Origin of the sequence: Serratia sp. SA088 (assembly GCF_049065515.1) — a bacterium.
Taxonomy (GTDB): domain Bacteria; phylum Pseudomonadota; class Gammaproteobacteria; order Enterobacterales; family Enterobacteriaceae; genus Serratia; species Serratia nematodiphila.
The window spans coordinates 1-21,196 of record NZ_JBAKGW010000002.1 but is presented as its reverse complement, the minus strand read 5'-3'; the positions used below and the strand labels follow the sequence as shown (position 1 = coordinate 21,196).

The 21,196-nt window shown below is 59.7% G+C and carries 20 protein-coding genes; 15 read left to right on the top strand and 5 right to left on the bottom strand.

Annotated elements, in window-relative coordinates; all coding sequences use genetic code 11:
- Positions 1 to 39: 39 nt before the first annotated feature.
- From ACOWVD_RS04975 to ACOWVD_RS04925, 11 genes are all read left to right on the top strand, one after another.
- On the top strand, positions 40 to 783 hold the full coding sequence (locus tag ACOWVD_RS04975) for a sulfite exporter TauE/SafE family protein (protein ID WP_049240139.1): 744 nt from the start codon (positions 40 to 42) through the stop codon (positions 781 to 783).
- Between the two features lie 269 nt (positions 784 to 1,052).
- Positions 1,053 to 1,289: a hypothetical protein gene (locus ACOWVD_RS04970; protein WP_049240155.1), complete on the top strand. Its 237-nt coding sequence runs from the start codon at positions 1,053 to 1,055 to the stop codon at positions 1,287 to 1,289.
- Positions 1,290 to 1,341: 52 nt separating this feature from the next.
- Entirely contained in the window at positions 1,342 to 1,608 is a 267-nt protein-coding gene (locus tag ACOWVD_RS04965) for a hypothetical protein (protein ID WP_049240156.1), read from the top strand.
- 59 nt (positions 1,609 to 1,667) lie between these two features.
- Positions 1,668 to 2,945 carry a TcdA/TcdB catalytic glycosyltransferase domain-containing protein gene (locus ACOWVD_RS04960; protein ID WP_421105483.1) on the top strand — a complete coding sequence of 426 codons (1,278 nt, stop codon included), beginning with the start codon at positions 1,668 to 1,670 and terminating at the stop codon, positions 2,943 to 2,945.
- Between the two features lie 100 nt (positions 2,946 to 3,045).
- Positions 3,046 to 4,320: an HlyD family secretion protein gene (locus ACOWVD_RS04955; RefSeq protein ID WP_049240141.1), complete on the top strand. Its 1,275-nt coding sequence runs from the start codon at positions 3,046 to 3,048 to the stop codon at positions 4,318 to 4,320.
- On the top strand, positions 4,313 to 6,412 hold the full coding sequence (locus ACOWVD_RS04950; protein ID WP_049240142.1) for a peptidase domain-containing ABC transporter: 2,100 nt from the start codon (positions 4,313 to 4,315) through the stop codon (positions 6,410 to 6,412). Before ACOWVD_RS04955 ends, ACOWVD_RS04950 begins: the two co-directional genes overlap by 8 nt.
- 169 nt (positions 6,413 to 6,581) lie before the next feature.
- Positions 6,582 to 7,637, top strand: a complete 1,056-nt coding sequence (locus tag ACOWVD_RS04945; protein ID WP_021504539.1) for a P1 family peptidase — start codon at positions 6,582 to 6,584, stop codon at positions 7,635 to 7,637.
- A 16-nt stretch (positions 7,638 to 7,653) separates the two neighbouring features.
- A complete protein-coding gene (locus ACOWVD_RS04940) occupies positions 7,654 to 8,478 on the top strand; it encodes a M55 family metallopeptidase (RefSeq protein ID WP_015377804.1) in 825 nt (274 codons plus the stop codon).
- 201 nt (positions 8,479 to 8,679) lie between these two features.
- Complete coding sequence (locus ACOWVD_RS04935; RefSeq protein ID WP_049240143.1) at positions 8,680 to 10,902, top strand: xanthine dehydrogenase family protein molybdopterin-binding subunit; 2,223 nt, start codon at positions 8,680 to 8,682, stop codon at positions 10,900 to 10,902.
- Complete coding sequence (locus ACOWVD_RS04930; RefSeq protein WP_004940763.1) at positions 10,902 to 11,360, top strand: (2Fe-2S)-binding protein; 459 nt, start codon at positions 10,902 to 10,904, stop codon at positions 11,358 to 11,360. Before ACOWVD_RS04935 ends, ACOWVD_RS04930 begins: the two co-directional genes overlap by 1 nt.
- A gap of 11 nt (positions 11,361 to 11,371) precedes the next feature.
- Entirely contained in the window at positions 11,372 to 12,676 is a 1,305-nt protein-coding gene (locus tag ACOWVD_RS04925; protein WP_049240144.1) for a c-type cytochrome, read from the top strand.
- A gap of 37 nt (positions 12,677 to 12,713) precedes the next feature.
- Here the strand turns inward: ACOWVD_RS04925 and ACOWVD_RS04920 are convergent, their stop codons facing one another.
- Together ACOWVD_RS04920 and ACOWVD_RS04915 are read right to left on the bottom strand one after the other, a co-directional pair.
- Positions 12,714 to 13,883: a cupin domain-containing protein gene (locus ACOWVD_RS04920; protein ID WP_015377808.1), complete on the bottom strand. Its 1,170-nt coding sequence runs from the start codon at positions 13,881 to 13,883 to the stop codon at positions 12,714 to 12,716.
- A gap of 291 nt (positions 13,884 to 14,174) precedes the next feature.
- Entirely contained in the window at positions 14,175 to 15,086 is a 912-nt protein-coding gene (locus ACOWVD_RS04915) for a LysR family transcriptional regulator (protein WP_088381557.1), read from the bottom strand.
- 103 nt (positions 15,087 to 15,189) lie between these two features.
- On the opposite strand from ACOWVD_RS04915, the gene ACOWVD_RS04910 reads away from it, so the two are divergent.
- A complete protein-coding gene (locus ACOWVD_RS04910) occupies positions 15,190 to 15,756 on the top strand; it encodes a chromate transporter (protein ID WP_015377810.1) in 567 nt (188 codons plus the stop codon).
- Positions 15,753 to 16,274, top strand: coding sequence for a chromate transporter (locus tag ACOWVD_RS04905; protein WP_197763743.1), 522 nt, complete (start codon positions 15,753 to 15,755; stop codon positions 16,272 to 16,274). The genes ACOWVD_RS04910 and ACOWVD_RS04905 overlap by 4 nt, the downstream gene beginning before the upstream one ends.
- A 4-nt stretch (positions 16,275 to 16,278) precedes the next feature.
- On the opposite strand, the gene ACOWVD_RS04900 is transcribed toward ACOWVD_RS04905, so the two are convergent.
- A complete protein-coding gene (locus ACOWVD_RS04900; protein WP_004940750.1) occupies positions 16,279 to 16,632 on the bottom strand; it encodes an AprI/Inh family metalloprotease inhibitor in 354 nt (117 codons plus the stop codon).
- A gap of 411 nt (positions 16,633 to 17,043) precedes the next feature.
- Here ACOWVD_RS04900 and ACOWVD_RS04895 point away from each other — a divergent pair, with 411 nt between their 5' ends.
- Entirely contained in the window at positions 17,044 to 18,660 is a 1,617-nt protein-coding gene (locus tag ACOWVD_RS04895; protein WP_197763742.1) for a serralysin family metalloprotease, read from the top strand.
- A 42-nt stretch (positions 18,661 to 18,702) separates the two neighbouring features.
- Here the strand turns inward: ACOWVD_RS04895 and ACOWVD_RS04890 are convergent, their stop codons facing one another.
- Together ACOWVD_RS04890 and ACOWVD_RS04885 are read right to left on the bottom strand one after the other, a co-directional pair.
- Positions 18,703 to 19,353: a dihydrofolate reductase family protein gene (locus ACOWVD_RS04890; RefSeq protein WP_164096040.1), complete on the bottom strand. Its 651-nt coding sequence runs from the start codon at positions 19,351 to 19,353 to the stop codon at positions 18,703 to 18,705.
- A gap of 69 nt (positions 19,354 to 19,422) precedes the next feature.
- Positions 19,423 to 20,427 carry an alpha/beta fold hydrolase gene (locus tag ACOWVD_RS04885; RefSeq protein WP_197763741.1) on the bottom strand — a complete coding sequence of 335 codons (1,005 nt, stop codon included), beginning with the start codon at positions 20,425 to 20,427 and terminating at the stop codon, positions 19,423 to 19,425.
- Between the two features lie 234 nt (positions 20,428 to 20,661).
- Here ACOWVD_RS04885 and ACOWVD_RS04880 point away from each other — a divergent pair, with 234 nt between their 5' ends.
- On the top strand, positions 20,662 to 21,093 hold the full coding sequence (locus tag ACOWVD_RS04880) for a DcrB-related protein (RefSeq protein ID WP_197763740.1): 432 nt from the start codon (positions 20,662 to 20,664) through the stop codon (positions 21,091 to 21,093).
- Positions 21,094 to 21,196 lie beyond the last annotated feature (103 nt).

Sequence of the window (21,196 nt, the reverse complement as noted above, 5' to 3'; positions counted from 1 at the left end):
GCCACAATCGAGCCGTTGATTCGCCATAAGGATAGACGCATGTCGCTGACGTTACTCGAAATTGTCGCCCTGACGGGCATTTTTACGCTGGCCGGCACGGTCAAAGGGGCGATCGGCCTGGGGTTGCCGACGGTGTCGATGGGGTTGCTCAGCCTGATGATGCCGCCGGGACAGGCCGCCGCGCTGCTGCTGTTGCCCTCGCTGATCACCAACCTGTGGCAACTGCTGTGCGGACCGCGGTTGGGGGCGCTGTGGCGGCGGCTCTGGCCGATGATGCTGTGCGTCACGCTGGGCACATTGTTGAGCGCGGGGGCGCTCACTGCCGGCGACGGCCGCCTGGCGCCGCTGGCGCTGGGCATGTGTCTGATCGGCTATGCCCTGTTGGGATTCACCCGTTTCGACTGGCGCATTTCCGCCGAGGCAGAGCCTTGGCTGGGGCCGCTGTGCGGCCTGGTGACCGGTACGCTGACCGGCACCACCGGGGTGTTCGTCATTCCGGCGGTGCCTTACCTGAATGCGTTGGGCCTGGCGCGCGATGAGCTGGTGCAGGCGCTGGGGCTGTCGTTCACCGTCTCGACGCTGGCGCTGGCCGCAGGGTTGGCCTGGCATCAGGCGCTGCCCGGCACGCTGCTCGGCGTTTCCTTGCTGTCGCTGTTGCCGGCGTTGGCCGGCATGTGGCTGGGCGGGATCGTGCGTCGTCATTGTCGCCCGCAGCTGTTTCGCCGCCTTTTCTTTATTGGGTTATTAATCTTGGGCGTTGAGATTATTTGGCGATTCAATTAATTGAATCGATAGCATCTGCGTGTAATTAGGTTCGGTATATTATTCTGGGTTTTATTTTAATATGATGAGTTGCAATGTTTAGAACACACTTTTCTTATTGGTTTTTTTATGAAATACAGGATGGTTATGGATTGTTATTAGTGTGTTTTACTTTTGCCATTACAGCTATTTTTAATGACTGTAAAACCAGTAAACCCATAGGAGAGTATTTATGAAGGAAATATTAAGTAGCCAATTCGATGCGGTGTCGGGGGGATGGCAGGATCGCGATGGGAGTGGAAAAAGATCGTCTGATAACGGAGGGTCTGGCTCTTCAGGTCGCGGTGGAAATAACGGCGACGATCGTGGGCTTCAGTCATTTTTGTCAAAAAATAGCCCGTATGGCAGCGGTTCCGGCGCTAGCGGTTTTTGGGGGGATGGTAATTCAATGGCTGCAGGAAATGGTTACGGTGGCAATGGTACTGGGCCGAGAGAGGCCAGAGAGTTCGGAACCAAACGCTAATTAACAGTTGCAATCCCAGCACAGAAGTAACATTCTGTGCTTTTATGGGGTATATGATGAATAGATATGTTGTTTTTATAAAGAGCGATGCGTCAAGGGTGTTGAGAAAGGAAGTGGTTACACGAGAAATAATTAAGGAGATGAGGCGGAAGGGGTTCAGAAAGCATCATGTTGAAGTAGAGGCTGAGAACGAAACCGATGCCATTAACAAACTAAATAAGAACAGCAATGACTATTTGGACTCATTGAGAAATTTTTCCGGTGATTTATGGTTCTGTTCTATTTGTGTTGTCGCTATGGCGCTAGTCTATTTTTTGAGTTAAACCATAATCCAGCATTGAATCATTCAAGTTTCCCATACTATATTTTCGTGGTGATTTAAATGAGCCATCAGGCATTGGGTATCGATTTATCAAAGACAGAAAAGTCATCCGTTCCAAGTATTCTGCATTTTATATGGATTGGTGACTTAAATGAAGTAAGTACTCATTATATCGACATATGGAAAAAAACAAATAGAGATAAGCAGATATTCTTTTGGTGTGACAGAGACGCTTCACTGTGTCATTTACTAAACAATGCCATACGCGATTTCGTCAACGCAAAAAAAATTAAAAATAAAGTTAAGGCTGAATTGGAAATAAAAAATCACGCCTTTAATTATATATACCCAAAAATAAAGACAGGTTTTTCTTTTGATGAGCTGGTTATCGAATTCTTAATAAAAAATGAAATTCCTTATCAGAAACCGCCAAAAGCGATTGAAGACTCATGGTTTGGCAACAGAGGTTTTATAAAAAAGTGCATAGCGGAGCTTTTTTGCAATGGTTTCGATGATTTTATGAGGTATTATTATTATGAGATTATACTAAGGCATAACATTGCCAGTGCAAGTGATATTGTCAGACTTTTAATTATCTATCAGTATGGTGGTACTTATATAGATGTTGATACGCTTCCATACATTGATAACATATATCATAAACTAAATAAATATATAGAAAAAGAGGGCGTTGTCGAGAGCGACTCGCTTCTGTTATTTAAGACCCTATGTCTTTTAAAAAAGATAAATTCAGAAGAGGCGCTGCCTGAAGCCGTGTTCAGCTGCGATGAAAATGAGTTAGGCGTAGATGCTGTTGAATTTAAAAAAATAAAAAGGCTTATCGAACTGGATCTCTCTGAGTTTTCCCAGGATATGATATTGCCATTGGGTGAAACATACGTTCATAAAAATTTATTGGCGCTAGGATCACTCAGAAGATTTAAAGGTGTTTATTTTAATAATTTCATGTCCTCTCACAAAAAATCCAAGGCGGTAAGAATCATCCTTAGAACAATGAAAAAAAGATACCGTTTTTTAGAAAAAAACAATTGCATATTTAACTGTTATATTGATGATGGATCAAGGTGTTATCTGACCAGACTCTTACCATGGAGAACCGAGTTAATAACAAGGGACTATTGCGTGACCCCGGTCTTAACTGGGCCGGGTTTAATTGTTGAGGTTTTATTGGGGTTGGCTTATGAGGTCTTTAATATTGGATATCTGATTGAGCCATCCAGCATTGCGGAGTATATGCAAAACCCTGACTTTGGAATTGCATTGTTTCAACACAATATAGATACACCTGATGGCGCCTATTCCACGTGGCGCAAATAAGAAGAATGGCTTGAAATGCAGAACTGACCTTCTGTTTGTTTTATTGTCAATACAATAGCCTGTGAATTTGAATGTTAGCTATCAATAAGGGACGCTGATCATGTTTCGCCAGGAAGCGATCGAGAATCAGAAAATGAAATGGCGTGGCAGGGCGCTCCTGCTACCCGGCATTCCCTTTTGGCTCACGGCAGGGCTGTGCCTGTTTTTCCTCATTGCTTTTCTCACCTTCACCATCGCCGGTACCTATACCCGGCGGGTCAACGTGACCGGCGAGATCAGCACTTATCCGCGAGCCGCCAACGTTTATTCCGCCGTTCAGGGGATAGTGGTCAAGCAATTTGTCACCGAAGGGCAGGTGATTGCCGCTGGTGCCCCCATTTACCAGATCGACGTCAGCAAGAGTACCCGTAGCGGTGTGATCAGCGATAACCAGCGCCGGGATATTGATGGCCAGCTGGCACGCATTGCGCAAATCATCAGCCGACTGGAAAGCAGCAAGCAGGCCACGCTTATCATGCTGGAACAACAGAAGGCGCAATACACCGCTGCATTCACCCGCTCCACCGATATCCTCAAACGCGCCCAGGAAGGGATACGCATCATGAAGGAAAACATGGAGAACTACCGGCACTATCAGACCCAGGGGCTGATCAATAAGGATCAGCTCACCAATCAGGTGGCGCTGTATTACCAGCAGCAGAACAACCTGCTGGGCCTGTCCGGCCAGAACGAACAGAATGCGTTGCAGATCACCGCGCTGGAAAGCCAGATCCATACCCAGGCTGCCGAATTCGACAACCAGATCTACCAGATGGAGCTGCAGCGCTACGAGCTGCAAAAGGAGCGGCAAAACATCGATGCCACTGGCGATATTATCGTTCGCGCGCTGGCCGGCGGCCGCATCGATTCGCTGAGCGTCACGGTTGGCCAGATGGTCAACATTGGCGACAGTCTGCTGCAGATTATTCCGCAAAACATCGATCGCTATGCCCTGGTACTGTGGGTGCCCAACGACGCCATCCCCTACATTGCCGCCGGCGATAAGGTCAATGTGCGCTATGACGCCTTTCCGGCGGAGAAGTTCGGCCAGTTCGCCGGCACAGTGTCCGTCATCTCCAAAGCCCCGGCCTCACCGCAGGAAATGCTGACCTACCAGGGGGCGCCCAAAGCGGCGCTGACCGCCGCCGTGCCTTACTACAAAGTGATCGTTATCCCGGAAAAACAATCCATTGCTTACGATGGTAAACGTCTGAGCCTGGAAAACGGCATGAAAGCGCAAAGCACTCTGTTTCTGGAAAAAAGGAAGATGTATCAATGGATGCTGTCGCCGTTCTACGACATGAAACACAGTGCGACGGGGCCGGTCAATGAGTAGGAGCACATTCAAACAGCGGGTCAGCCAACTGGATCTGCGGCTGCGCCACCGGGTTCCGATGGTGCACCAGACCGAGTCGTCGGAATGCGGGCTGGCCTGTCTGGCGATGATCTGCGGTTATTACGGCAAAAACATCGACCTGATCGCGCTGCGCCGGCAGTTCAATCTGTCATCCCGCGGTGCCACATTGGTTGGACTGACCGGTATCGCCGAGCAATTGAGGTTGAGCACCCGTCCTCTGTCTCTGGATCTGGACGAACTCGGTGCGCTAAAACTGCCCTGCATTCTGCACTGGGAATTCAACCATTTCGTGGTGCTGGTCAGCGTCAAAGGCCACCGCGCGGTGCTGCACGATCCGGCGCGCGGGCGCCGGGCCGTCAGCCTGACGGAACTGTCGCACAGTTTCACCGGCGTAGCGCTTGAGGCCTGGCCCGGCAGCGAATTCACCGCCGACAGCGTCCGCCATCGCATTCATCTTCGCACGCTGATCGGCAGCGTGCATGGCCTCAAGGGGGCGCTCGGCAAAATCTTTTGCCTGTCTCTGGTGTTCGAAACCATCAACCTGGTGATGCCCATCGGCACGCAGCTGGTGATGGATCACGCCATTCCCGCCGGAGATCGCGGGTTACTGTCGCTCATCTGCGCCGGATTGATGCTGTTTATCTTGTTGCGGGCTGCCATCGGCATGGTGCGGGCATGGTCAGGATTGGTCATGGCGACGCTTATCAACGTGCAGTGGCAGTCCGGGTTGTTCATCCATCTGCTGCGCCTGCCACTCGGTTACTTTGAACGGCGTAAGCTGGGTGACATTCAATCACGCTTCGGTTCGCTGGATACGCTGCGCAGCACTTTCACCACCAGTATCGTCGGCGCCATCATGGACGGCATCATGGTGATCGGTGTGTTGGTGATGATGGTGCTGTATGGCGGCTGGCTGACCTGGGTAGTGCTCAGTTTCACTGCGCTTTATGTGTTGATGCGGCTGCTGACCTATGGATATTACCGTCAGCTGTCCGAGGAGGCGCTGGTGAGAGAGGCGCGGGCCGGCTCGTATTTTATGGAAACGCTGTACGGTATCGCTACCGTCAAGATGCAGGGTATGGCAGAACGCCGCATCGCCCACTGGCTAAACCTTGAAATTGACACCATCAACACGGGTATCCGCGTCACCAGGATGGACATGCTGTTTGGCGGGATCAACACCTTCATAGCGGCGTGCGACCAGATCGTCATTCTGTGGTTGGGAACCAGCCTGGTGATCGATAACCAGATGACCCTCGGCATGTTCGTGGCGTTCGGCGCCTTTCGGGGCCAGTTCTCCGACCGCATCGGGTCGCTGACGGAATTTTTGCTGCAGTTGCGCATGATGAGCCTGCATAACGAGCGCATTGCCGATATCGCCCTGCATCCGCGGGAGGCGCGTAAACCCGATCACCCTTACACGGCGGGGCTGCAACCTTTGGGATTGACGACCCATGCCCTGAGCTATCGTTACGACAGCCAGTCACCGGCTATCTTTGATGGCCTGGACATCAGCGTTGCGCCGGGCGAAAGCGTGGCCATCGTGGGCCCGTCCGGCGCCGGCAAAACCACGTTGATGAAGGTGTTGTGCGGACTGTTTACCCCGGATTCAGGGCGGGTTGAGGTGAACGGTGTCGATATCCGCCAGCTCGGCATCAACAACTACCACAAAATGATTGCCTGCGTGATGCAGGACGACAAACTGTTCTCCGGCTCGATCCGGGAAAATATTTGCGGGTTTGCGGACGAGGTGGACGATGCCTGGATGCAAGCCTGTGCCCGTGCCAGCTATCTGCATGACGTGGTTTTACGCATGCCTATGGGATATGAAACACTGATTGGCGAGTTGGGGGAAGGATTGTCCGGCGGGCAAAAACAACGGCTATTCATAGCCCGGGCAATCTACAAAAAACCGGCTATTTTGTTTCTGGATGAGGCCACCAGCGCGCTGGATAAGGAGAGCGAAGCTGTGGTGAATCAGGCCATCAAGAGACTCAATATCACTAAGCTGATCATTGCCCACCGTGAAACGACCATTGCGTCGGCAGATCGGGTTATACATTTGGGATAAGGGGGGTATCACCCGCGGCACCGGCCATTTTCACTGTTCCCCCCTAAAAACCCAATAAATGGCGATGGGGCAAGGCTATTTTTGCTGCTCGCTTCGGCTTTCAATTTACGGCGCGGCGCATTGCGCGATATTCTGGTTTTCTGATGGGCTGACGGCGGATGAGGGAACCATGACAGACAGCCAGGCGTTTGAACAACAAAGCCTCGACAATCTGCTGAGCTATTGGCGGCGCCATCGCCGCCTGCCGGGCGCGCGCTATCCGGCCGGCCCGACCGACACCCTGTGCGACGTGCCGGGCGTCAGCGTCGGGCATCACACGCTGGCCGACGGCGAATGCCAGACCGGCGTTACCGCCATCGTGCCGCCGGGCGATCTGTTTAACCAGCCGCTGCCGTGCGGCAGCGCGGTGCTCAACGGCTTCGCCAAGCCGCTGGGGCTGGTGCAGCTGAACGAGCTGGGGGTGCTGCAAACGCCTATTCTGCTGAGCAACACCTTCGCCGTCGGCACGCTGTTCAACGCCATGGTGCGGCGCAGCTGTCTGCGTTACCCGCAGATCGGCCGCGGCAGCGCCACCATCAACCCGCTGGTGCTGGAGTGCAACGACGGCTACCTCAACGATATTCAGGCGATGGCGGTGCGTGAGGAGCACGTCTTCAGCGCGCTGGATAACCATTCCACCCGCTTTGCGCGCGGCAGCGTCGGCGCCGGGCGCGGCATGAGCAGCTTCGGCTTGAAAGGGGGCATCGGCACCGCCTCGCGCTATTGCCCAGGGCTTGGCACCACGCTCGGCGTGCTGGTGCTGGCCAACTTCGGCACCCTCGACTCGCTGACGCTGAGCGGCGTGCGCGTTGGCCAGGCGCTGGGCAAACTGTTGGCGGATCCGCCGCCGCAGGTGGACGCCGGTTCGGTCATTATCATCATCGCCTGCGATCGGGCGCTGGACAGCCGCCAGCTGAACCGCATCGCCCGCCGCGCGGGCGCCGGTTTGGGGCGGGTGGGCAGCCATTGGGGGCACGGCTCCGGCGATATCGCGCTGGCGTTTTCCACCCGGTTGCTGGGGGCGACGTTGCCGGACGAACGGCTGGAGCCGCTGTTTGCGGCGGCGGCGGACGCCACCGAATACGCGGTGCTGGATGCCTTGCTGAGCGCGGAAGGCGTCAGCGGTTTCCAGCAGCACGATCGTATGGCGTTGGGCCCGCTGCTCGATCGGCTGGCGGCAAATTAAATAACGGGAGTGTGATGTGAAAGTCTTTATCTCTGCGGATATTGAGGGTATTGCCGGCGTGATGCGGCCGGAGCAGTGCAACCCGGCCCATGCTGACTATGCTGCGGCGCGCGAGCTGATGGAGCAGGAGGTCAACGCCGCCATCGACGGCGCTTTTGCCGGCGGCGCCACCGAGGTGACGGTGGCCGACAGCCACGCGATGATGCAGAACCTGCGCGCCGATCGCATCGATGCGCGGGCGCGCCTGGTGCAGGGCAAACCGCGCGGGCTATCGATGGTGGAAGGGCTGCAGCATCAACGTTATGACGGCCTGATGTGTATCGGTTATCACAGCGCCGCCGGCGAACGCGGCGTGCTGGCGCATACCATCAATGGCCGGGCCTTTTACCGCGTCAGCCTGAACGGCGAGGTGGTAGGCGAAAGCGATCTGTATGCGGCGGCGGCGGCCGAGTTGAACGTCCCGCTGTGGCTGGTGAGCGGTGACGACGAGCTGCAACGCTGGATCGCTGAACGTTATCCGCAATCTGGCTATGTTTGCGTGAAACGCGCCATCTCGCAAACCGCCGCCGAATCGCTCAGCCCTCAGCGGGCGCGGGCGGAGATCCGCGAGCGGGCGATGCAGCAGGTGCGCCAGGGCGCCAGACTGCCGGTGGAGCGCCGCTTCATGCCACCTTACCGGTTGACGCTGATGGCGGCCAAACCGGTGCTGGCGGATCTGTTCAGCCTGGTGCCCGGCGTGCAGCGCCAGGACGCGCTCACCGTGGCCTTCGACAGCGACAACATGGCGGCGCAAATCCGCCTGCTCAGCGTCTTCTCCTCTCTGGCGACGACGCAGAGCTGACTCCCGGTGCGGGTTCCCGCCCGCACCGCACGATTCTCCAACAGAAAATCCCTTATCAAGATTAGGCCTGCTGAATAATAGGCTACGCTAATTATTGCTCTGTTGCGCTATGTCACCTGACCGGCGCGGCAAGCCATTCCCATAACAAGAGTTGTTTCGCCGAAGGCAGTGACGCCTTCGGTTTTTTTGGAGTCATGAGCAATGAGCATATCCCAAGTTCCGCTTTCGCGGCGGCGGTTTATCGTCGGCGCCGGGGCGTTGGTGATCGGCGCCTATCTGCCGTCCACCGGCGCGCTGGCGCGCTCGAACGCCCCGGCCGCCTCCGGCACGGCGGCGTTAGACGCCAACGCCTTCGTTCAGATTGGCGCCGACGGCGTCGTCACCGTCATCAGTAAACACACCGAAGTGGGCCAGGGGGTCTATACCGGCATGGCGACGCTGGTCGCCGAAGAGCTCGACGCCGACTGGGCGCAGGTGCGGGTCGTGGCCGCGCCGGTGGACACCAATATCTACAAGAACCTGGCGTTCGGATTCCAGGGCACCGGCGGTTCCAGTTCGGTGGCCAATGCCTATGAGCAAATGCGGCGCATGGGCGCCATGGCGCGCGCGCTGCTGGTGCAGGCCGCCGCGCAGAGCTGGAAAACCTCGGCGCAGGAAATCACCGTGCAGGCGGGCAAGATCCGCCATGCCGCCAGCGGGCGAGAAGCGGGCTTTGGCGAGTTCGCCGCGCTGGCCGCCACGTTGCCGCCGCCCGATCCCGCCAGCCTGACGCTGAAGGACCCGGCCAATTTCATCCTGATCGGCAAAACGCGCGGTTTGCACCGCGTCGATTCGCTGGCGAAAACCAACGGCAGCGCGCAGTTCTCGCAGGATATCCACGAGCCGGACATGCTGACCGTCACCATCAAGAAACCGCCGCGTTTCGGCGGCAAAGTGGCGACCTTCGACGCCGAGCGGGCGCTGGCGGTGCCGGGCGTGGTGGCGGTGAAACAGGTTGCCACCGGCGTAGCGGTTTACGCCAAAAACACCTGGGCGGCGATCCAGGGGCGGGAACGGCTGAGGGTCACCTGGGACGATGCGCAGGCCGAACGGCGCAACACCGAGGAGATCTACGCCGAGTTCCGCCAGGTGGCGCAGAAAACCGGCGTGGTGGCGAAGAGCCACGGCAAGCCGGACGAGGTGTTCGATAAGGCCGACAAGGTGATCGAGGCTGAATACACCTTCCCGTACGTCGCCCACGCGCCGATGGAGCCGCTGGACGGCTATCTGTTCTGGGACGGCGAGAGCGTTAAGGCGCGCTACGGTTGCCAAATCCAGACGCTTGACCATAAGCAGCTGTGCGATCTGTTCGAGCTGCCGCCGGAGAAGGTGCAGATTGAAACCATTCTGGCGGGCGGCAGCTTCGGCCGGCGCATCGATTTAGGCAACCCGACGCTGGGGCCGGATCTGGCGGCCGACATGGCGGCGGCGGCCAAGGGCATCGGCCCCGGTCACGGCGTGAAGGTGGTGTGGACGCGCGAGGACGACATCCGCAACGGCTGGTATCGCCCGATGATCCTGCACCGCCTGCGCGGCGCCATTCGCGGCGGCAAGGTGGTGGGGTGGATCGATACCGTGGTCGGCCACTCCTGGACGCGCCACAGCGCGATGGATGCGCTGGTGGTCAACGGGCTCGATCAAATGATGGTCGAGGGCGCCAGCGAGGTGTCATACACCTTCGAAGCCTTCCGCTGCGATGCGCACATCGTGCCCGGCAAGGTGCCGACCACCTCGCTGCGGTCGGTCGCCAGCACCCACACCGGCCACGCGGTGGAGAGCTTTATCGATCAGCTGTTGCAGGAAACCGGGCAGGATCCGGTCGAAGGGCGGCTGGCGCTGATGGGCGATGCACCGCGCGCGGCGGGCGTGCTGCGGGCGGTGGCTAAAGCCGCCGACTGGCAGGGCGCCAAGGTGGTGGACGGGCGCGCGCGCGGCGTGGGCGTCGCCAAGGCGTTCGATACCTATGTGGCGCAGGTGGCCGAGGTGTCGATCGGCGAAGGCGGCATCCCGAAAGTGCATAAAGTGTGGTGTGCGGTGGATTGCGGCGTGGCGGTGAACCCCGACGTGATCCGCGCGCAGATCGAGGGCGGCATTGGTTACGGCCTCAGCATGGCGCTATACGGCAATATCACGCTGAAAGACGGCGTGGTCGAACAGTCCAATTTCAATAACTTCCGCCCGCTGCGTATCGATGAGATGCCGGAGATCGAGGTGATCATCGTGCCCTCGACCGAGAAACCGACCGGCGTGGGCGAGCTGGGGGTGCCGACCATCGCCCCGGCGGTCGGCAATGCGCTGGCGCTGCTCGGGCGGCCACGCACTTCGCTGAGCCTGCCGCTGCATAATCCCACTGCGAATCCGGCGTCTGACAAGGAGAGAACCTGATGATTCATTTAACCGTAAACGATCAGCCGCTGACCTTTGAGGGCGATCCGCACATGCCGCTGCTGTGGTTTTTGCGTGACGAAGCCGGCCTGACCGGCACCAAGTTCGGCTGCGGCATCGCCATGTGCGGCGCCTGTACCGTGCATCTGGACGGCGTGCCGGTGCGTTCGTGCATGACGCCGGTCTCCGCCGCCGTCGGCAAGAAAATCACCACCATCGAAGCCGTGGGCGCCACGCCGGAAGGCAAGGCGGTGCAGGAAGCCTGGCTTGATCTGGACGTGGTGCAGTGCGGTTACTGCCAGTCCGGCCAGATCATGAGCGCCAGCGCGCTGCTGGCGCAAAGCAAGGATCCGAGCGATGCGGACATTGACGCGGCGATGGGCGGCAACGTCTGCCGCTGCGCCACCTATGTGCGCATTCGCGCCGCCATCCACCAGGCCGCCAAGGCGTTGGGTTAGGGAGAGATGCGATGAGCAATGCCTTGAAAGGGCTGTTATGGCTGATTATCGCCGTGGTGGTGTTGGCGGGAGGGTACGCGCTGTATACCCTGCTGCGGCCCACCGGCGCTGAGCCGGCGGCGCCGATCGCCGGGGCGCCGGCCGGCATGACCGACAAACTGGCGCGCGGCGAGTACCTGGCGCGCGCCGCCGACTGCGTGGCGTGCCACACTGCGCCGGGCGGCGCGCCTTATGCGGGCGGCTTCGCCTTCAAATTGCCGTTCGGCACCATTTACGGCACCAACATCACCGCCGACAAGGAGACCGGCATCGGCAACTGGAGCGACGATCAGTTCGTGCGCGCGGTGCGTGAGGGCATCGGCCCGCAGGGCAACCTGTATCCGGCGATGCCTTATACCTCGTACACCGGGCTGAGCCGCGACGACGTGCTGGCGATCAAGGATTATCTGTTCAGCCTGCCGCCGGTGAAACAGGCCAACCCGCAAAACGAGCTGTCGTTCCCGTTCAACCAGCGCTGGGGCATGAAATTCTGGAACCTGGCGTTCTTCCAGGAGCAGCGCTTCGCGCCGGATCTCAACAAGGATGAACAGTGGAATCGCGGCGCCTATCTGGCGACGGCGCTGGGCCACTGCGGCGAGTGCCATACGCCGCGCAATCTGGGGTTTGGTCTTAACCAGAGCAAGCACCTGAGCGGTGAAGTGGTGCAGGGCTGGTTCGCCGCCAACATCACGCCGGACAAACAGACCGGCATCGGCGGCTGGAGCGACCAGCAGCTGTCGCAATATCTGACTACCGGCCATGCGCCGGGGCGTAGCAGCGCCGCCGGCCCGATGGCGGAGGCGGTGGAAAACAGCCTGCAGTTCCTGACGCCGGAAGATAATCTGGCGCTGGTGAAATACCTGCGCGACATCGAGCCTATCGCCGGCGACGGCGCGGCGGCGGTGAACCTGCAGCCGAAGGGCGCGGGGGCTTCCACGCCGATCCTGCCGGGCGGGCAAGACAGTTCGCTTGGGCGCCGGGTGTTCGCCAACGACTGCAGCGGTTGCCACCAGTGGAACGGGCCGGGCCGCCAGAGCGAGTACGCATCGCTGGTCGGCAGCACGGCGGTGAACGATCCGCAGGGGCGCAGCGTGGTGCAGGCCATCCTGAAGGGGACGAGCATCAGCGTCGGCGAGCGGCATGAGATGATGCCGGCGTTCGGCAGCGCCTATTCCGACGAGGAAGTGGCGGCGGTCGCCAACTTTGTGGTCGGCCATTTCGGCGACAAGCAGGGCAAAGTCACCGCCAAACAGGTGGCGGAGCAGCGTAAGCAGTAAAGAAAAGCGGCGAGGGAGTTTCTCCCTCGCCGTGGCGTCAGCGACTGCGGCGCGACATCACCCGTTTGTCTTTCGGCCGATCCTGCCAGTCTTCAACCTGGTTATTGAAGTTGTCCGCCAGCAGGTAGGCCGGGGTTTTCGCCAGCCAGTCGGACAACGAAATATCCTGATAAATGCCGTTGTCCATCACGATCAATACCTTCAAATCCTCATCGCCGATGTTCTCGATGTAATGGCCGAAGCCCTGCGGCACGTAACCGACGTCCGAAGGGGCGTACTCTTCCGTCTGCGCGTGGCCGTGCGAGCTGAACACCGTCATTCGGCCTTTGCCGGAGATATAGTATTGCCATTCGTTGGCATTGGGGTGCCAGTGCAATTCCCGGATCGCGCCGGGTTTCACGATCTCGATGATGCCGGTCATGGTGGTGGAGATGGGGAATTCTTTCGACGACACCAAATGGACGCTGCCCGCGTCATTTTCAAAGAACGGCTTTTGCTTCATTAATTCATAACGGTGGGTCAGCGGGGCGTTATTTAATCCGCCGTCGTTTTTCGGCAATGGCAAGGCGGGCGGAACGGCGCCGCCGACAATATAAGCTTCACCCTGTTTGGCCTTGGAAAATACCGCCGCCGGCATGTTGACGCTTTTTTCCAATACCTCTTTCGGCATATGCGCCACCCAATCGGTGATGCTGAAGGTGCCGAATTCGGAGAAATGGCCGTTATCGAACGCCAAAATAAAATGCGCGCCGTCCGCCAACGCCTGAATGGAATGGCCGTAACCTTTTGGGAAATACCAGACGTCGCCGGGCCCGAAATCCGCCACTTCGCATTTGCCCTCGGGATCGAGAATGGTGATGCGCGCATGGCCCTCCAGCATAAACGCCCATTCGGCGGCGATGGCATGCCAGTGCAGTTCGCGCACGCCGCCCGGTTCCAGCGTCATGTCGACGCCGGCCACGCCCTCGGAGATCGGGAATTGCTCGACGGTGGCTTCGCGCGCCCAGCCGCTGGGCAGGCTGCGCTTTTTGCTATCGGTGAATTTGTATTTATAGAGATGCTGCGCATCGGCAGGCGGCTGATAGCTGCTGGGGGGCACGATATTGCGATGGTCGTCAGCAGCGGCATTTTTGGCGATGCCGCCAATCATGCCGGCGGCGGCCGCGCTGACGGCGGAGACTTTCAATATATCACGACGCGATAGCATAGCATTTTCTCCAATATAAAGCCGTGCGCCTGCAGAAGCAGGCGACAGGGAAGGCGCGATCGCCATTGAAATGATTTTTGTCATCGGCGGAAATAGGCTGTGACCCTTAAATCCTAGCGGCTGGAAGGTATTGCGTAGGCGCTTATTTGTTTGCGTTTGTTACTAAGTGAGTGCAGGTTTAATTAATTAAACGGAAGTTGAATAGTCATTGGGTGGGATTAATTTTAGTCGCCGGCTAATTTAAATAAATAATAAACGAACGTCATTTTTTATTGGCCGTTCGGGCTATTTTTATGACTGCCCCACGGTCTCCAGCACCAGTTGCCGAAAGCGCTCGACGATCGGCGAGGCCGGACTGCGCCGTAGCGCCAGGTAAAGCGGGGCGCTGAGCTGCGCTTCTTCGGCGAGAGTGCGGTAGACGATGCCGTCGCCGCCCAGCCGCCGCATCGAACCGGGCACGATGGACACCCCCAATCCGGCGCCGACCAGGCTGAGGGTGGCCGGCAGGCGCGGCGCTTCCTGCACGATGCGCGGGCTGAAGCCGGCACGGTGGCAGGCGGCCAGAATGGCGTCGTACAGCCCCTGGCCGGCCGGGCGGCGATAGAGAATAAACGCCTCGTGGGCCAGTTCGGCCAACGGCAGCGGCTGCTGCGTCTCATGCGCCAGCCGATGGCCCAGCGGCAGAGCGACGATCATCGGCTCGCTGAGCACCGGCTCGACGCTCAGGCCGGGAATGCCGTTGGCCGGCGAGCGCACGAAGGCGGCGTCGAGGCGCTGTTCCAGCAACGCCTCCATCAGTTCGCCGCTGCCGGCCTCTTCCAACTGAGTCGTGATGCCCGGCAGGATGTCGCGGTAGCGGCGCAGCAGGTTGGGCACGAACGGGTGCAGCGCGGCGGAACTGGTGAAACCGATGGCGATATGGCCCTGCTCGCCGCGGGCGGCGCGCTGCACCGCTTCCCGCAGGCGTTCGGCGCGCGCCAGCAGGGCGCGGGCTTCTTCGAACAGCACACCGCCCGCTTCGGTGACGCGCACGCCGCGCGGCAATCGTTGTAACAACTTCACGCCCAATTCGTCTTCCAACCCCTGCAACAGGCGGGTCAGCGGCGGCTGCTGGATAAACAGCCGCTCGGCGGCGCGGGTGATGTTGCCTTCTTCCACCACGGTGACGAACGCCCGCAGGCGACGCAGTTCAATCATAACCATACCTCAAAGGTATCTTTCGTTGTTCCGGAATGCATTAGACATCATGGCACGGCGGCGCGCATGATACCAGACATCAAAACAAGCGATGTGGAACGGCAATGTCATGTCAGATATCAATACGATAAAACCGCACCCGGCGGCAGCGCCGGGCAACGCGGCGCTGTTTTTGGGCTTTCTGTGGCTGGGGTTGATCGGCTTCGGCGGCGTGCTGCCGATGGCGCGCAGCATGTTGGTGGAACGCCGGCGCTGGCTGAGCGGCGAACAATTCACCGAGCTGCTCGGGCTGTGTCAGTTCCTGCCCGGCGGCAACGTGATCAACCTGTCGGTGGCGGTGGGCATGGAGTTTCGCGGGCTGCGCGGCGCGCTGTGCGCCTTGCTGGGTCTCATCAGTGCGCCGACGGCGATTGTGGTGGGGCTGGGCGTGGTGTACGCCCGCTTCCAAAACGATCCTCATGTGCAGCATGTGTTCGCCGGTCTGGCCGCCGCCGCCGCCGGGTTGCTGCTCTCGACCGGGATTAAGATGCTGCTGCCGCTGCGCGGCAAGTGGGCGGCGCTGGCGATTGTGGCGCTGGCATTGATCGCCATTGCCTGGCTGCGCCTGCCGCTGCTGCCGACCATGCTGGTGCTGGCGCCGCTGAGCATTCTGCTGATGTGGCGGTGGCCGTCATGAGCGGGGTATTGATTGCGTTGGCGCTGATCTTCACCGAGCTCTCTCTGCTGGCGTTCGGCGGTGGCATGACCATTCTGCCGGAGATGCAGCGGCAGGTGGTGGAGGTGCATCAGTGGATGAGCGCCCAGGAGTTCAGCGCGCTGTTCGCCATGGCGCAGGCCGCGCCGGGGCCGAACATGATGATCGTGCCGCTGGTCGGTTGGCACGTCGCCGGTTGGGCGGGGCTGCTGGTGTCTTCGGTCGCCAAGTTCGGGCCGTCTTCCATCGTTACGCTATTGGTGATGGGCGCCTGGCGGCGCTTTAAGGATCGCCCGTGGCGCCGCATCGTGCAGGCCGGGCTGGTGCCGCTGACCGTGGGGCTGGTGGTGGCCAGCGGCCTTTTGATCGCCGAGGCTTCCGCGCCCAATTGGCGGCTGGCGGCGATCGTGGCGCTGGCGACGGGCTTGAGCATGAGCAAGCGCCTCCATCCGCTGTGGGTGCTGGCCGGTGGCGCGCTGCTTGGCTTGCTGTTCGCCTGAAGGATTAGCGCGGGATCAGCACAAAGCGCGAAGGGCCGTTGCGGTCGATCAGCTCATAGCGCTTCGGCGCGGTCAGGGCCAGAAACGCCACCATACTCCCTTCGGCGTCGGTCAGCGTCATGCCGTCCGGCGTTGGCCGCCAGGCGACCGGCAGCGCGTGCAGCGCCAGCGGCTGCAGGCATTCTGCTGAGGCGCTGAAGCGGAAGGCGTTGGTATTGGCTACCGCTTCGTCGCTCAGCTGCACCTCGCAGACGGTTTTACCGTCGCCGATGGCGGCGAGCTGCCAGTCGCCCTTCAGCGCGGCGGGTTCCAGCAACGGCAGTGAACTGCCCAGGGCACTGCTGCACAATACGCTCATAATGACTCCTGTCAGGCTGGCGCGGCGCAAGGCGCGCATAAGGAAATGGGTTGGCATCGGGTCACTCCTTTCGGCTGTCCGTTCACACCTTAGCACGTTCCCGGCAGGATGATGAGGCAAGGATTAGGTTTTTTAATCCTCGATAATTCTGATCTAACCGGCGATAACATGCCCAAAAAGACGAGTCATTAGCCCGCCGATACGCTTATCTTTCTCATTAATACTGCGCTAATACAGATCGTTATGATTATTTCCGCCTTAACGCCCGGCGCGGTGATGCGCGGCGGCGTGGGCTCGCGCCGTCGGGGTTAATTACTATACTGGTCAATCCTAAGCCTTGGCTTAGATTAGAACGACTGATGAATAGTCTTACAAAGCGAGTGGATTCCTACTGTGTAAAAGGAGAATGCAATGAGCAGTCGCCACAACGACATTTTGCAAGATGACGATGAGTTCACCAGCCTGGCCGCCACATCCCCCAACGATCACAACTATCAGTTTTACTATCACCAGCCCGGCAGCCCCTATGACGGATTGGGCTACGGCGCGCTGTTCACGCTGGACAACGCTAACCTGTACAGCAACCAGCGCGGCGGGGCAGCCATCAACAACCTGGGTAAAATCCGCGATAACTTCAGCTTCGATCGCGCCGCCGATCAGCTGACGCGGCCGGGCCTGACGCACAACGGCGATCAGGTGTATCACCAGCCGGTGGCGCTGACCTATTCCTTCCTGACGCAGAGCGCGCTGAACCGCATCGGCCAGACCGGCGACGGCGACAAGGGGCTGCAGCCGCTGACCCTGGCGGCGCAGGCTCAGGCGCTGAAATCGATGCAGGCGTGGGCCGACGTGGCGAACGTGACCTTTACCGAGGCGGCGTCCACCGATATCAACCACCGCGCGGATATTACCTTCGCTTACTTCACCCAGCGCGCCGACGGCAGCACCGCCGCCGGCAGCGGCCCGAATGCCATCAACGCTTACGCCTATTACCCGCCGAGTTCCAAATCGGGCAGCGATAACGCCTTCGCCGGCACGGTGTGGTTTAACAAAAACTTCGCCACCCATAAGGCGCCGGTTAGCGGCGACTTCAGCAGCCAGACCTTCACCCACGAACTGGGGCATGCCCTGGGGCTGGCGCACCCGGGATCTTATGACGCGTCGCTGGGCAACCCGAGTTACCAGAACGACGCGGCTTATTATCAGGATTCGCTGCAATACTCGATCATGAGCTATTTCAACGCCGGTTACACCGGCGCCGACACCAAAGGGGTGTATGGCTATGGCCCGATGGTGGATGACATCGCCGCGATCCAAAAATTGTACGGCGCCAACATGAACACCCGCACCGGCGACACGGTGTACGGCTTCAACTCCAACACCGGGCGCGATTTCCTGACCGCCACGGCGGACAACGGCAAACCGGTCAACTTCGCGGTGTGGGACGCCGGCGGCAACGACACGCTGGACTTCTCAGGCTACAGCCAGCAGCAGATGATCAACCTCAACGACGGCGCGTTCTCCAGCGTCGGCGGCGGCACGCAGAACGTCGCCATCGCGCGCGGGGCGATCATCGAGAACGCCATCGGCGGCAGCGGGCGCGATCTGATCATCGGCAACGATCAGGACAACCTGCTGGCGGGCAACGCCGGCTCCGATATCCTGTACGGCGGCCTGGGGGCGGATCATCTGTGGGGCGGCAAAGACGCCAATAACTTCACCGACTATTTCGTCTATCTCAACGCCAAAGAGTCCACGGTGGCGGCGTTCGACGTGATTGAAGACTTCGAGCACGGCATCGACAAGATCGATCTCTCCGGCCTGCGCTTCAACAACAGCCTGAGCGAGCTGCGCTTTATCGACAGCGGCAGCGCCTTCAGCGGCCAGAAAGGCGAGATCCAGCTCAACTTCGACGCCTTCAACGGCACCACCGATCTGTTGATGAACACCCAGAGCAACAGCTACGCCGCCGACTTCAAGATCCACGTGGTCGGGCAGGTGGAGCAGAGCGATATTCTGTTTGCCTGAGGGTGATGAAGGGGAAGAGAAAAGGGCCGAACGGCCCTTTTTTTACGACTGGGCCGCCGCCGCGCTTTCCACCGTGAAGTCGCCGGTGGCCACCTCGCCGGCGCGGCGGTAGTGGGCCACGATCACGCCGCCGGGCGAGACCACCGATTGGGTCAGCGTGAAGGCCGCCGGCGCGGCGTTTTCATCGAACAGCCGCTTGCCGCCGCCGAGCAGCACCGGGTAGGTAAGCAGGCGCAGTTCGTCCACCAGATCGTTGGCCAGCAGCTGTTGCATCAGGGTGCTGCTGCCCTGCACCAGCAGCACCGGCCCCTGACCGCGCTTCAGCTCGCGCAGCCGGGCGATGATGTCCCGCCCCAGCCACTGGCTGTTCTGCCACGCCAGCGTCTCGCCGTGGTGGGTGGCGACGTACTTGGTGGCCTGATTGAACGTGCGGGCGATATCGGCCGAAAACGGGTCGGCCTCGTCGGTGATCTGCGGCCAGTAGCCGGCGAAAATATCGTAGGTGCGCCGCCCGAGCAGCAAATCAAAAGGCGCCGAGAAAAGATCGCTCATCGTTTCCGCGACGGCGTCATCCCAGTAGGGGGCGGTCCAACCGCCGAAGCGAAAGCCGCCGCTGCGGTCTTCGTCCTGCCCGCCGGGCGCCTGCATCACGCCGTCGAGGCTGACGAACGCGCTGGCAATAATCTGTCGCATGGCTGTCTCCTGCAATTGAGTGCCAGCTGAAAGTTTAGCCGCCGTGCAGCGGCCGCGCCAACCGGCCGCTCAGGGTTCCAGCGCCTTGAGCAGCGCCTGATGGAAACGCTCCGGCTCCTCCATCTGCGGCGCATGGCCGAGCCCGGCGAACTCGATCAGCGTGGCGTGCGGGATCAGTTTCGCCGCCTGTTTGCCTAACACGTCATAATGCCCGATCGCGGCCTTGACCGCCGGCGGGGCGATATCGCTGCCGATGGCGGTGGTGTCGGCGGTGCCGATCATCAGCGTGGTGGGCGTTTGCAGATCCTTGAACTCGTAATACACCGGCTGGGTGAAGATCATGTCGTAGATCAGCGCCGAGTTCCACGCCACCAGGCGATGGCCCGGCCCGTTGTTCAGCCCGGCCAGCATGTCCACCCAGCGATCGTACTCCGGCTTCCAGTGGCCGCCGTAGTAAGTGTGCTGCTCATAATTGCGGATGCTCTCAGCGGAGGTGTTCAGCTCGCGCGCGAACCATTGATCGACGCTGCGCCACGGCACGCCTTTCGCCTTCCAGTCCTCAAGGCCGATCGGGTTGACCATCACCAGCCGTTCCACCGCCTGCGGGTACATCAGGCTATAACGCGTGGCCAGCATGCCGCCGGTAGAGTGGCCGATGACGATGGCCTTGCTGATGTTCAGGTTCTGCAGCAGGCCGTGGGTATTTTGCGCCAGCTGCTGGAAGCTGTACTGGTAATGCGCCGGCTTGGTGGAGGAACAAAAGCCGATCTGATCCGGCGTGATCACGCGATAACCGGCCTTGCTCAGCGCCTTGATGGTGTCCTGCCAGGTGGCGGCGCAGAAGTTTTTACCGTGCAGCAACAGCGCGGTGCGGCCGTTGGCGGTGCCTTCCGGCGGCACGTCCATATAGCCCATTTTTAACGGCTGCCCCTGCGAGGTGAAGCTGAACTGTTGCAACGGGTAGGGGTAGTGAAAGCCCTGCAGCTCCGGGCCGAACGTCGGCGTTTCGGCGGCGCCGGCGGCGAACGCGGCCAGCGCGGCGCACAGCAGCGCGCTACGGGTGAATCTCAGCATCCTGATCTCCTGAAAAACGGACGAAAGCCGAGTATAGCCATAATCGGCGCGGCGGCGCGCCGGTGGATTCAGATAATTCTGTAATATGACGGTTTGATTCCCGGCCAGATTCCGGCACCGCTCTTTTGCACAGTGAACGCGGTCACGCCGCGCAACATTCGCCGTATCTGATGGTTTTATTTCAAGGCTAAGTTATGCGATGCTTAAGCATTATTTATGCAAAAGGATCCTCGCATGTCCGCTTTATCCCGCTGCGCTTTCAGCGAAGGCAGCGTCGCTTTGCCGGAAGGCTATGCCGATCGCACGGTCAACGTGCTGTTGGCCGGCGATGATGTTTCCCCCTCAGTCAATATTTCCCGCGATGCGCTGCAGCCGGCGGAGAGCCTGGAAGGGTACGTCACCCGCCAGCTCGATGCGCTGGCGCAGGGGCTGAAAGGCTGGGCGTTCAAAAGCCGCGAACCGGCGACGTTGGGCGATGGGCTGGCCGCCGGTGTGTGGGTGCGCGCCAGCTACCTGCGCGACGGCAAACGCATCTGGCAGAACCAGGCGGTGTTCGCGCTGGCGGAGGGGCGGGTGCTGGTATTCACTCTGGCGATGGCGCGCAAGCTGATGCCGCAAGACGACGCGCTGCTGCAGCAGGTGCTGAACAGCTACCGGGCGGCCTAACGATGAACTCTTTGCGTAAAAGGAACTTACGATGACCGAAGCGGCTCGCGTCGGCGATACCATCGGGCATTCCCATGCCCTGGCCGGCATGATTGCCGGCACC